Genomic DNA, 11,999 nt, shown 5'->3' with positions numbered 1-11,999 from the left:
AGCGTCACATTGCCGCCATGGATCGTGACGACGCGGCCAGCCGGGTCAACGAACCAGCGCTCATGCTGCGTGATGCGCTGATTGGCAGGCGCGGCCAAGGCCGTGCTCGCTAAAGCCATCGCAAGCGGCACGAGCAAATGATAATTGCGTGCTTTCACGATCGATCCTCATCCTGTTTATCTATCGTCTATTCGCACGTAATCGTTCTAATAAAAAGAAGGATGTTCGGGATGAAGCGACAGTTCGTGCAGAACGCCGATCACTGGACATGCCCGATCATGGCATGGGCAAGGGCGTCGGCAAGAGGAACGATGCGTTTGGCATGATGGTTTCTGCGTGCTGGCCCGCATCGACCACATGCGATGAATGCGGCGGTAACGGCGGCGCATCTCGAATGGGCGCTGCCGCCCCGATGGTAGCACAAAGTTCCATGGCAGCGCGCCCGACCTGACACTGACCTGCGCCTACAGCCCTAATGATTTCGAATTTATGCCCCGCATGATCGAGGAAATGGGGCGGCGTTATCGGATCGATGGCTATTTGGGCAACCGCTTGAACGGCAGCGGCACCTGCTGGTCGAAGTCGACATGCCGCGCATCGATGATCAGATGTTACCGTCGATTTCGCCTAACGGAAACCAGCCTATAAGGTTGAGCCAGCGGCGGGCATCCGCAATGGATGCCCGCCGCCAACTCCGTGCTAATCAGCCGCGCATCAGCGCGCCGCCGTTGACGTCGATGATCGTACCGTTGATCCAGCGGCCATCCTCGGACAGCAACAGCGCAACGACGCCGGCATGGTCTTCCGCTTCGCCAAGCCGGGTATGCGGCGTGCGATCCATGAAATATTTCGCCCATTTGGTAGCTTCTTCGGCATTGGCCTCCATTGCCGTCTTCATCTCGCCAGTGACGGTAAAGCCCGGGGCAAGCACGTTGGCGGTGACACCTTCCCTGCCCCAGCGCGAAGCGACATGGCGCATCAGCGCGTTGATGCCCGCCTTCGTCATCGCATAGCTCGGCCGTGTTGGCTCAGCGCCATGGGCCGAACCTGAACTGGTGTAGACGATCGCCGACGCGTCATTCTTGGTCAAATGGGGCAGCACGGCGCGGGTGCAAAGCAGATGCCCACGCAGGTTGACCGCGACGGTGCGGTCGAACACGGCGAGGTCCATGGCGAGCGCATCGCTGTCTTCCATGATAACACGCAAGTCGGCGGCGTTGATATGCGCGCCATCGAGGCCGCCGAAGCGATCGACCGCAGCCGCCACGGCCTGGTTGACCGACGCTTCGTCCGCGATGTCGACATGGACCGCGAATGTTTCCCCGCCAGCATCGGCCGCGACCTGCGTCGCGCCGTCGATATTGATGTCGGCCGCGCAGACGCGTGCGCCTTCTTCCGCCAAGCGTTTCACCGTTGCCGCGCCGATCCCCGTGGCGCTGCCGAATATGATGATGCGGCGGCCCTTCAGTCTCTCTCTCATGCCATTTTCCTTAGTCCTATGTGCGTAAATCGATGGTCGGGCACTGTGTCCCAGCCTGTATGCAACGCATGATGTGCGGCCCGTTCCAGCGCAACTGCCATAGCAGAATGATCCCTGTCCTCGTCCCTTTACGCAACGCAGCCACTGCATAAATGCTGCGCATTTGCCGCACCAATGTAGCGCTAGACCGAACCTTTGCGCAGCGTCAAGGGGAAGGCCGACAGCCTTTCAATAAAGCCGATCCGGAAACCATGCTCAAAGCTGCAGCCGATCATGTGCTGCCTATGGATCTCCGACCTGCGCGATAAGGAAAATCCGCCCATCAACGCTACACGCGCGCGCAGGATCGGGGCCACCCTTCGACGCGAACACCAAGGCGTCGGCCAACGCTTCGATATCGAGGGCGACGATGATGTGGCTGGCGATCGTCCCTACCTGGCCTGCAACCACATCCCCAACTAGGGTGATGGTCTGCGCATTAAGTCCAGCGGCGGCCGGATCTGATCGGACACATCCGTCCTGCCACCGCACATGATGGTGAGCACAACCCAGCGCTGAATCGTCTACATTTTATAAGACAGGCGCAGATAGCCAAATTGGCCCGGCACGTCATAGCTGGTCGTGTCGAAATTCGCGCCATCGCAGGTGCCACAAAGCGGCGGATCCTTGTCGAACAGATTGTTGACGCCAATCGTAAAGCGGGCGCGATGATCCATCCAACCGGGGGAGAAATAGGCCTGGATGTCGCCATAGAAGGTGGCCTTCATGACGTTGCCGTCGCCCTCGGTGACCTTACTGAGGTAACGTCCGGTGAAGGACAAGCCATAAGCCTCTGTAGAATAGTCGATCGTCGCGTTCGCCTTGAAGTGCGGATAGGCTTGGTCGCTTGATCCACAGCGCTCGGTACCGGCACATTTGATCGTTGGGGCGCCCAGATCGGCTGGCGGCTTGATATTATATTTCAGTAGATAGGCTGCGTTAACGTTAAGGCCGATCGAGCCGTTTCCGACCATCTTAGAACGGTAGTTCAGCGTGCCGTCGATGCCGTCGGTTTCAATGGCGTTAAGGTTCTGGAGCACGCCGTTGATGCCAGCAACTGCACCACTGCCGGTGCGCGTGATCGCGGCGCAACTGATCGGGTCCGCCTCGAACGCGCAGCGTTGAAGCGTCAGCGTTGCGGGCACGGAGTCGATCGCGTTCTTCAGCGTGATCGTGTAATAGTTGACCTCGATGCTGAACGCACTGGCGAAGCTGTCGCGCGCCCAGGCCGGGCTGTACACGCCGCCTGCGGTCCAGGTCTTGGACGTTTCCGGCTTGAGGCCGGTAAATCCCTGCGAAAAGACACCAAGCTGGCCGCCCTGCGGTTCGGCATAGCTGCCATTGGCCGGCACGCCGTTGGCGATGCAGTTAGTTCGGACGGTTGCGTTTGTCTGCCAGGCGCTGCCCGCAACGTTGGTGCAAGGATCATCGATCGTCGCATCGGTGCGCGATCGCCCGGCATAAAGTTCGCCGATGCTGGGTGCGCGCAGGCTTTCGGCGTAGCCGCCCCGGAGCAACAGGTCGCGGGTCGGCTTCCACAGGCCCGAAACGGTGTAGGTCGTGTTGCTGCCGAAGCTGGAATAGTTGGAATGGCGCACTGCCCCGTCCAGTTCCAGCTTCTGGAAGAAGGGCGTGTCGGACAGGATCGGGATGCGCAGTTCGCCGTAAAATTCATCGACATTGAAGCCGCCGCGGGCTGGGCTGGTCGGCACGTCCGCGCCGAGGCCCGCGGTAATGATCGGATCTGGCGTATAGGACGCCTGCTGATCGCGATGTTCATAGCCGACCGCGAAGCCGACGGCGCCCGCGGGCAATTCGAACAAGTCGCCTGACAGGTTGGCGGTGACGTCCCACAATTCCTGTTCGCTGCGGTCACGTTGGTCGAAAGTTACATAGTCGAGCATCGCCTGGGTGATCGACCCGGCGCCGCCAAAGATGTTGAACGGCACGCAGTCGCCGGTGCAATTACCGACTGGACCCAGCGCCTGGGCAAGCTTTGCAGCGTTGAGGTTGCCAGTGAAGGTCTGATGCGCATTATTGGTGCCGTAACTGCCGTTGACGTCCCAATACCATTTACGATCACCGACATCGAAGGTGCCTTCCAGCGTCGCCGCCATTGTCAGCGTATCGACTTGCTGGCTGAAAATGCGCGGTCCGCCCTCCACGAAGCGGCGGCGGATGGTGGAATAATTGGCGGGCGTGCCGTCGGCACCCGATGACAGAGTGACACCGAACGGGTTGTAGGGATTGCTCGCATCGACCGATATGGTGTCGAGCAGATTGCCGTTGCCCGCATCGGGACCAATGAACAGGGGTAGGAAGGCCGCTTGCGTCGTGGATTCACGATGTTGGTACACCAGTCGCGTGCGCAGGCTGACGGCGTCGGAGAAGTCGAACTTGCCGTTCAGGAACGCGCCGTAGCGTTCCGATGGCGTCAGCAGATAATTATAGGGCGCGAAATTGAAGGAGTCGGTTGACGAATTATAGTTGCGGTAGTCGCTTGCCACCGGCGCGCGGCCGATGATCGGGCTGCCGAGCGTGAGACTGCGTCCCAGCACATCGTAGCGGCCATTGGGCGTGGCGCTGGAACAGCCGCCGTCGGCGCAACTCGTCCCGCCCGCCGCCGGCCATTGCGAAATCGAACGGTCGGCGGTGCTGACGCCCTCCTGCTTCACATAATTGCCGCCGAAGACGATCGATACGCGATCGGACTGGATACCGTAGCTGGCGTTGATGTCGTAGGTGTGCCCGTCGCCCTGACGATAGGTGCCGAACTGGGCCGACATATCCAGCCCCTTTTGCGACTGGCGCGTGATGATATTTACGACGCCAGCGACGGCGTCCGAACCATAGAGGGGGGACGCGCCCGATTGCAGCACTTCCACGCGCTCGATCATGCTCTGCGGAATAGTGTTGAGATCGACGGAGGCCGGGATGCCGCCAGCCGCCGAACCGTTGACGTAGCGCATACCATCGACCAGCACGAGCGTCCGCTTGGCACCCAAATAGCGCAGGTCGATTTCGGCCGAACCTGAACTCACACCGGTGCCATCGGGCGGCCCGCCGATATTGCCGGCATTATTGGTCTTGGTGTTCAGGCCGCCCGCAGCGCTCGGGATACGTTGCAGCACGTCGGCGATAGAAGACAGGCCGGTCCGCGCAATCAATTCCTGATCGACTGTGACGATCGGTTTGTCCTGTTCGGTGGGATCGCGGCGGATGCGCGAACCAGTGACGATGATCGCGCCTCCGTCATCAGCCTGCGGAGCGGTGGACTGAGCCAATGCGGGTGAAGCCACGCCCAATACGGACAGCATGACGCCGCAATATAACGCATTTTTTAACCGCATGATTTTCACCCCTGACCATCGTTCCCTAGGGGAGTGTTGCGAGTCTGCTTCGGACTGGCAATTGCGCTTCTCGCGCGTCGCACCAGATTTGCCTTTTTATTGCGACATGTTGCTCGATCGCAACATAAACGTCGATTAAGCGTCGGTAGAGTGTCGACCAAGCCGTTCGATGCACCGCGATACCGAAACGGCTGCTCTCGGCAACAGCAGCCATCGAACTCAACGCCTCCAGGCTACCCCATCATTACATTGGGCGGAATAATGAAGTGCCGAGACGAGTCATTCTCGCTCGGTCAGTATCGAAGCACAATGGCGCTGCGGATCGGGAATGGACCCGACCATCAAGCAGGATTTCGCCATGAAGCTTCACCATCATCCTCTGTCGGGTCACTCGCACCGCGCCGTGCTGCTCGCTTCACTGCTCGATATTCCCCACGAACTGGTCGAAGTCGACCTCAAGGCTGGGGCGCACAAGCGCCCCGAATTTCTCGCGCTCAATCCCTTCGGTCAGGTGCCGGTCCTTGAGGATGACGATGTGGTCGTCGCGGACTCCAACGCGATCCTGGTCTATCTCGCTAAGAAGGCGGGTCGCAGCGACTGGCTGCCCGAAGATTCGCAGGGCGCCGCAGCCGTCCAGCGCTGGCTATCCGTCGCGGCCGGTGAGGTCGCCTATGGTCCGGCCGCGGCCCGGCTCATCACCGTGTTCGGCGCCGGGTTCGACGCCGACGAGGTGATCGGCCGCGCTCACACATTGCTCGGCCGTCTGGAAGCCCATCTGGAGGGGACCGACTGGCTGGCGGGCGCGCAACCGACGATCGCCGACGTCGCGATCTACAGCTATGTCGCCCGCGCGCCGGAGGGCAATGTCGATCTAGCGGCCTACCCGAAGGTGAACGCCTTCCTGCGCCGGGTCGAAGCGCTCCCGAGCTTCGTGCCCTTCGTGCAGACCCCAGTCGGCCTGGCGGCCTGATCATGCTGCCCCAAGCGGGCGTACCGCCATGGTGCGCCCGCCAGACCCCTGACAGAGGGACGAGATAGATGACGGCGAACCTAACCAAGCTTCCGGTCTGGCATGAGGGTGAGCGCTTCATCCAGGAAAAGCTCGGCGTGGCGGAGCGCATGGCGTCGGTCGGCCAGCGGGTCATCCGCGACCATATGCCCGATCAGCACCGTGCCTTCTACGCGCAGCTCCTGTTCATCGTCCTGGGCAGTGTCGATGCGGCAGGAGCGCCCTGGGCGACGTTCATTGAGGGGCGCGCCGGATTCATCACCTCTCCCGACCCCACCACGCTCGAAATCGACGCCAGCGCGGACCCGACCGATCCCGCCGCTTCGGGCCTGCAACCGGGTAAGCCCATCGGGCTGCTCGGCATCGAGATGCACACGCGCAGGCGAAACCGCATGAACGGCGTCGTCGGTGAGGCCGCACAGGGCTTCCGGGTCGATGTCGACCAGAGTTTCGGCAACTGCCCGCGCTACATCCAGCTTCGCGATGTCAGCCATGCGCGCGATCCCGGCACGCCCTATCCCGGCGACGTGGAAACCCTGACCGCGCTCGACGCCCCCGCCCGGGCGATGATCGCCGACGCGGACAGTTTTTTCGTCGCCTCCTATGCCGACCGCGACGATCGCCGGCAGGTCGACGTCTCCCACCGTGGTGGCAAGGCCGGGTTCGTCCGCATCGCCGACGATGGCACCCTCACCATTCCCGATTTCGACGGCAATCTGTTCTTCAACACCCTCGGCAACATCCTGCTCAATGGTCGGGCCGGATTGCTCTTCGTCGATTATGAGAGCGGCGACATGCTCCAGATGACGGGCACGGCCGACCTGATCTTCGACGGTCCCGAGATCGCCGCCTTTCAGGGTGCGGAGCGACTCTGGACGTTCCGGGCGCAGACGATCGTGCGCCGGCGCGGCGCGCTCGCCTTGCGCTGGACGATGCAAGCGGAGCCTTGGTCGCCCAGTTCGCTGATGACAGGCGATTGGGACGAAGCGGTCAACCGTCTCCGCGCGGCCGAGTTGTCAGCCCGCTGGCGCCCGCTCAAGGTGACGAAGATCGTCGATGAGAGCAGCGCGATCCGTTCCTTTCACCTCCAGCCCGATGACGGAGCCGGTCTGCTGCCGCACCAGGCGGGACAGCATCTCCCGATCCGTCTGACCCTTCTCGGCGAGGACAAGCCCGTCATCCGCACCTACACGCTCTCGGTCGCTCCGTCCGACGGCATCTATCGCATCAGCGTCAAGCGCAAGGGTGCTGTCTCAAGCCATCTGCACGACAGCATCCGGATCGGCGATGTGATCGAGGCGCGCGCCCCCGCCGGCGACTTTACCATCGACGCCCGCGAGACGCGCCCCGCCGTCCTGCTGGCGGGCGGGGTGGGCATCACGCCGCTGCTCGCGATGCTGCGGCACGTCGTCTATGAGGGCGTGCGCAAACAGCGGATCCGCGCCACCACTCTGTTCCACGCCGCCCGGACCAAGGCGGAGCGGCCATTCGGCCCCGAACTGGCGGCATTGGTCGAGGCCTCCTCCAATGCCGTGAAGGTCGTCCGGGTGATCAGCGACCCCACGGACGCCGCTGAAGGCGCTGATTATGAGGCGGTGGGCCGGATCGACATGGCCCTGCTCACCCGCTTCCTGCCGTTCAACGATTATGACTTCTATCTGTGCGGCCCACCCGCTTTCACCCAGACGCTCTATGACGGTCTGCGCAGCATGAATATCGCAGATGCGCGTATCCATGCCGAGGCCTTCGGCCCGTCGTCGCTGATGCGTTCGCCCGATCTGGGGCGTGCGGCTCAAACGCCGATGCGGCCTGCATCGACGAAGCCCGTTCCTGTCGCCTTCATGGCATCGGCCAAGGAAGCGCGCTGGACGCCTGACTCGGGAACGCTTCTGGACCTTGCCGAGGCGCGCGGCCTGTCGCCAGCGTTCAGTTGCCGCGAGGGTACGTGCGGAACGTGTAAAACGAAGTTGCTGCGCGGTGCCGTGACCCATATCCACCAGCCGGGTATCAGCTTGGCCAACGATGAGGTGCTGATTTGCAGCGCGGTGCCTGCGCAGCAGCAGTCGGCCGAGGAGGATCGGGTTCAACTGGAGCTGTAACGGGCCATTGCATCCTTGAAGTGGAATAATCTTTTCCGAATTTTCGGCATTCATCGCTACCCGCCAATGCCCCATCATCTGCGTATCGAAGGCAGCCCGCCTTTGTTCCTCCAGGTCGATCGCCGGGCGGCATGAGGTGGCGGCGGGTGGCCAAACCCCTCCCCGACCTCCCGCCCGTCTCTTTCTCGAACTCACGCAACAGGAGATCATCATGAGCCGTCCGCCCGTCCCACCCTTCACCCGCGACAGCGCCACTGAGAAGGTGCGATTGGCCGAAGATGGCTGGAACAGCCGCGACCCGGCGAAGGTCGCGCTTGCCTACACGCTCGACACCCGCTGGCGTAACCGCGCCGAGTTCGCGACCAACCGCGAAGAAGCGCAGGCCTTCCTCACCCGCAAGTGGAACAAGGAGCTGGAATACCGGCTCATCAAGGAGCTGTGGGCCTTCACCGGCAATCGCATTGCGGTCCGCTATGCCTATGAATATCGCGATGACAGCGGTCAGTGGTTCCGCGCCTATGGCAACGAGAATTGGGAGTTCGCCGAGGACGGCCTGATGGCGCACCGCCACGCCAGCATCAACGAACATCCGATCCGCGAGGAAGATCGCAAGTTCCGCTGGCCGCTCGGGCGGCGCCCCGACGATCATCCGGGTCTCAGCGATTTCGGCTTCTGACCGGCCAGGCTGCGTCCATGTCCCACCCATGCGAGGATGACCTGCCCATGCAAATCTCCAAACTCGACGCCCGCACGCGCCTGTCGATCGAGATGGCGCTTACGGCGGGTCGGGGCGCGCCCGCCCTGATCCGCCAGCAGGACGATGCCGCCGCACGGATCGGCATGTGCGGCGCTGAGATCGAGGCCGCACGCGAAGGGCGGAGCTTCGACGCGTGCGGCGCCCGGGCGCTTGAACTCGCTCTGGCAGCCGGACGCGGCGATCATGCCCATGCGCGATCGCGCGCGATCCAGGCCGGCATCGATGAGGAGGCCTGCTGCGAAATCCAAACTATCGCAGTGGCCTATTGTCAGACACGGGGATGAACGGCCATGGCTAAACGAGCGATCGCGGTCGTCCCCCGACGACACCGGCCGCCTGCCGCTATCAATTGGCACTGTTCTGGTGCTTCTTCTCGACAGGCGGCGGTTGAACGGCCAGAAATCCGATCATGACCGCGCGATCGCATTGCTGGAAGAGGGGGACGAATGGATCGATGGCAGGCGATGCGGATCTTCGCGAAGGTCGCTGAAACGGAAAGCTTCGCGGAAACCGCGCGTCTCATGCACATGAGCGCGCCTGCGGTGACCCGCGCCGTCGCCTCGCTGGAAGAGATGATCGGCGCGCGCCTGTTCGTCCGCACGACGCGGTCGGTGAAGATGACCGAGGCCGGCGCGCGCTACTTCGAGGACTGCCGGCGCATCCTCGCCGATATCGCCGAGGCCGAGGCCGCCGCCGCTGGCTCCTATGCGACGCCGGCAGGGACGCTCGCCGTCACCGCGTCGGTGATATTCGGCCAGATGTATGTGCTTCCGGTCATGACCGAATATCTCGATAGCTACCCGACGATGAGCGGCCGGACCTTCTTCATCGACCGTCCCGTCAACATCGTCGAGGAAGGCGTCGATGTCGCCATCCGCATCGGGCATCTGCCCGACTCCGGCTTCACGGCGATCAAGGTCGGTTCGGTCCGCCGCGTGGTCTGCGGATCGCCTGCCTATTTCGAGAAGCATGGCGTGCCCTCCACGCCTGCGGCGCTGAAAGACCATCGGATCGCGGCGGCGACCAGCGCGTGGGCGTCGCCCGAATGGCGCTTCGCTGGCGACCAGCGGATCACGATCGACGCTGCCCTACAATGCAATACCAACGAAGCCGCGATCGCCACCGCGAAGGATGGCTGGGGCCTGACACGCGTGCTGCACTATCAGATCGGTCCGGCGCTAGTGGCAGGCGAACTTCAGATCGTGCTCGCCGATCATGAGGAGCCGGCGCTCCCGATCCACGTCATCCATCCCGAGGGGCGCCACGCGCCTGCCAAGGTCCGGGCCTTTGTCGACCTGGCCGTCTCGCGGCTCCGCGAAAACCGGCTGCTGAACTGACCCGGCGCGCGTTTCCATAGCCGCGCCTGTTCAGAACAGGCGCACGGCGCTGCGCAAGGAAGAACGGAGGGTTCCTTCGCGCACGGCTTGAGCGCGCCATTTTACATCCCGACATGGGCTGGCGACGACGGCCCCCGCAGCGGCTGCAGGAAGAGACTAAGGACAATGACCAAAACCTGGCTGATAATAGGAAGCTCGCGCGGCTTCGGACGCGGGCTGGCGCAGGCCGTGCTGGACACTGGCGACAATCTGATTGCGACGCCGCCGCGCTGAGCGGCATCAGCGACGACCGGCCCGCAAGCCTGCTCAAGGTGCCGCATGTCACGAGTAAGGAGCAGATATGAAGGCCTGGACCATAGGTTCGCACGCGACGTTGGACACTCTGGCATGGACCGAGCGCGCAGATCGACCGGCGCTTTCCACTGATCGAAATGGCCAAAGCCTTCCGCTTCCAGCAATCCTCCAGTCATTTCGGCAAGATCGGGGTGGAATGGGAAGGCGAACTCGGCAGCCGCCGCCCTCATGTCCAACGCGTCATACGGGCTGGCTATTCTCCCTTTGCAGAGGCGCCGAACCGTTCGAGCAGCAGGTCCGTCAACACCCGGACCTTGCGCGGCAGATGCTGCCCGGGGGGCCGCACGACATAAACTCCGACCGACGGTAGCGACCAGTCTTCCATGATGGGCGTGAGTTGCCTGTCTTCCACGTAGCGTGCGGCGATCGCATCCGGCAAAGCCGCTATGCCGATGCTGGCGGCCGTTGCCTCCGCGATGGTGGCGGCGCTGTCGGACTTGAACCTGCCGTGCGGGTGCACCTGGACGGTCTTGCCGTTCCGGCTGAACTTCCAGCTTTCCGATCCGATCATCACGGCAGCGTGTTCGATCACATTCTCCGGCGCCGCCGGCGCTCCATACTTTTCAAGATAGCCGGCGCTAGCGAACAGGCGGACCGGGAAGCTGCCGATCTTGCGCGCCACCAAGTTCGAGTCGGGCAGGTAGCCGACACGGATGCCGCAATCGAACCCTTCGCTGACCAGATCGACATAGCGGTCGCTGAACAAGGACTGCACGTGAAGCAGGGGATGACGGCGCGCAAGTTCGGCCAGCGCGGGCGCGAAATATTCCGCGCCGAATGACGAGGGCGCCGCGAGCCTGAGCCGGCCCCTGAGGTCGCCCGTCGGCAGGATTTCGTCTCGGGCGGCCTCCAGATCGGCGCAGATGCGCGCGGCACGCTCGCGGAAGATGATGCCCGCCTCGGTAAGCGCTGCGCCGCGCGTCGTCCGGGCGAGCAACTGCACACCCAGTTCGTCCTCCAGCCGCGACAGCCGACGGCTGACGATGGATTTGGCAAGCCCAAGCCGCCGCGCCGCCGGCGAGACACCGCCCGCATCGGCCACTTCGACGAATGTCCGCAGATCCTCGATCTCCATGAGATGTTCCTCTTTGCCGAACGCAGCTTCCCCTTGGCGATGCCTACCGGACTTAATTCAGCAACGCCACCTCTGCCGTGAACGATCCATGGAGGAGGCATCAGGAGCCACCATCATCACCCCGATCAAAATCCATTCCTCCGTCAAATGCGGCAACTGGAAACGCGGCTTCAGCGTCGAGATTTTATATCCGGGGACCGCCTTCAAGGGCGGCGATAGCGGAATCGGCGCGATCGGGCGGATCGACCTTGCGCTGATCCAGCCGGGCCATGTCATTGCCAGAGCCACTTCCACAATATTGTTTGGTTGCGGACTGACGGGACGATCCGTTCGCCGGTGATGACCGGAACCAGCCACGCTCCGATCTGCATGGATGCGGCCTCGTTTTCTCAGGTGACTGCCGCGCAGGGACGTCCATCGGCCAATCCTCGCAAATGAAGGGCGCCGACCGCTGGTGCGATCGACGCCCTCATCATGACAGCAAGCCTCGATCAGCCTG

General features: G+C 62.9%; 11 protein-coding genes. 8 read left to right on the top strand and 3 right to left on the bottom strand.

Annotated elements, in window-relative coordinates; translation table 11 throughout:
• Window positions 1–148 precede the first annotated feature (148 nt).
• Window positions 149–451 (top strand): hypothetical protein, encoded by a 303-nt coding sequence (locus tag U5A89_RS08050; protein WP_338160657.1) that lies wholly within the window; start codon window positions 149–151, stop codon window positions 449–451.
• Window positions 452–703: 252 nt separating this feature from the next.
• On the opposite strand, the gene U5A89_RS08045 is transcribed toward U5A89_RS08050, so the two are convergent.
• Window positions 704–1,480 (bottom strand): SDR family NAD(P)-dependent oxidoreductase, encoded by a 777-nt coding sequence (locus U5A89_RS08045; RefSeq protein WP_338160656.1) that lies wholly within the window; start codon window positions 1,478–1,480, stop codon window positions 704–706.
• A 195-nt stretch (window positions 1,481–1,675) separates the two neighbouring features.
• Between U5A89_RS08045 and U5A89_RS08040 the strand changes: the two genes are divergently transcribed.
• Window positions 1,676–1,942, top strand: a complete 267-nt coding sequence (locus U5A89_RS08040; RefSeq protein ID WP_338160655.1) for a hypothetical protein — start codon at window positions 1,676–1,678, stop codon at window positions 1,940–1,942.
• A 101-nt stretch (window positions 1,943–2,043) separates the two neighbouring features.
• On the opposite strand, the gene U5A89_RS08035 is transcribed toward U5A89_RS08040, so the two are convergent.
• Entirely contained in the window at window positions 2,044–4,869 is a 2,826-nt protein-coding gene (locus U5A89_RS08035) for a TonB-dependent receptor domain-containing protein (RefSeq protein ID WP_338160654.1), read from the bottom strand.
• Window positions 4,870–5,197: 328 nt separating this feature from the next.
• On the opposite strand from U5A89_RS08035, the gene U5A89_RS08030 reads away from it, so the two are divergent.
• The 5 genes from U5A89_RS08030 to U5A89_RS08010 all read left to right on the top strand — a co-directional run bounded on the left by U5A89_RS08030 (window position 5,198) and on the right by U5A89_RS08010 (window position 10,071).
• On the top strand, window positions 5,198–5,839 hold the full coding sequence (locus U5A89_RS08030) for a glutathione S-transferase family protein (protein WP_338160653.1): 642 nt from the start codon (window positions 5,198–5,200) through the stop codon (window positions 5,837–5,839).
• A gap of 68 nt (window positions 5,840–5,907) precedes the next feature.
• A complete protein-coding gene (locus tag U5A89_RS08025; protein ID WP_338160652.1) occupies window positions 5,908–7,977 on the top strand; it encodes an FAD-binding oxidoreductase in 2,070 nt (689 codons plus the stop codon).
• A gap of 211 nt (window positions 7,978–8,188) precedes the next feature.
• Entirely contained in the window at window positions 8,189–8,653 is a 465-nt protein-coding gene (locus U5A89_RS08020) for a nuclear transport factor 2 family protein (protein ID WP_338160651.1), read from the top strand.
• A 47-nt stretch (window positions 8,654–8,700) separates the two neighbouring features.
• Complete coding sequence (locus U5A89_RS08015; RefSeq protein WP_338160650.1) at window positions 8,701–9,018, top strand: hypothetical protein; 318 nt, start codon at window positions 8,701–8,703, stop codon at window positions 9,016–9,018.
• Between the two features lie 162 nt (window positions 9,019–9,180).
• A complete protein-coding gene (locus U5A89_RS08010) occupies window positions 9,181–10,071 on the top strand; it encodes a LysR family transcriptional regulator (RefSeq protein ID WP_338160649.1) in 891 nt (296 codons plus the stop codon).
• Between the two features lie 547 nt (window positions 10,072–10,618).
• Here the strand turns inward: U5A89_RS08010 and U5A89_RS08005 are convergent.
• Window positions 10,619–11,500, bottom strand: coding sequence for a LysR family transcriptional regulator (locus U5A89_RS08005; RefSeq protein WP_338160648.1), 882 nt, complete (start codon window positions 11,498–11,500; stop codon window positions 10,619–10,621).
• Window positions 11,501–11,588: 88 nt separating this feature from the next.
• Between U5A89_RS08005 and U5A89_RS08000 the strand changes: the two genes are divergently transcribed.
• A complete protein-coding gene (locus tag U5A89_RS08000; protein WP_338160647.1) occupies window positions 11,589–11,840 on the top strand; it encodes a hypothetical protein in 252 nt (83 codons plus the stop codon).
• The last annotated feature ends 159 nt before the right edge of the window (window positions 11,841–11,999 follow it).

The sequence above is a fragment of the Sphingobium sp. HWE2-09 genome, assembly GCF_035989265.1.
Lineage (GTDB): Bacteria > Pseudomonadota > Alphaproteobacteria > Sphingomonadales > Sphingomonadaceae > Sphingobium.
The sequence above is the reverse complement of the archived record's forward strand: the minus strand, read 5'-3'. Positions and strand labels throughout refer to the sequence as shown.

Bases quoted from the DNA above. Each gene is read 5' to 3' on its own strand.
- U5A89_RS08045 (WP_338160656.1), bottom strand. From the start codon at position 1,480: ATGAGAGAGAGACTGAAGGGCCGCCGCATCATCATATTCGGCAGCGCC.
- U5A89_RS08035 (WP_338160654.1), bottom strand. From the start codon at position 4,869: ATGCGGTTAAAAAATGCGTTATATTGCGGCGTCATGCTGTCCGTATTG.
- U5A89_RS08030 (WP_338160653.1), top strand. From the start codon at position 5,198: ATGGACCCGACCATCAAGCAGGATTTCGCCATGAAGCTTCACCATCAT.
- U5A89_RS08025 (WP_338160652.1), top strand. From the start codon at position 5,908: ATGACGGCGAACCTAACCAAGCTTCCGGTCTGGCATGAGGGTGAGCGC.
- U5A89_RS08020 (WP_338160651.1), top strand. From the start codon at position 8,189: ATGAGCCGTCCGCCCGTCCCACCCTTCACCCGCGACAGCGCCACTGAG.
- U5A89_RS08015 (WP_338160650.1), top strand. From the start codon at position 8,701: ATGCAAATCTCCAAACTCGACGCCCGCACGCGCCTGTCGATCGAGATG.
- U5A89_RS08010 (WP_338160649.1), top strand. From the start codon at position 9,181: ATGGATCGATGGCAGGCGATGCGGATCTTCGCGAAGGTCGCTGAAACG.
- U5A89_RS08005 (WP_338160648.1), bottom strand. From the start codon at position 11,500: ATGGAGATCGAGGATCTGCGGACATTCGTCGAAGTGGCCGATGCGGGC.
- U5A89_RS08000 (WP_338160647.1), top strand. From the start codon at position 11,589: ATGGAGGAGGCATCAGGAGCCACCATCATCACCCCGATCAAAATCCAT.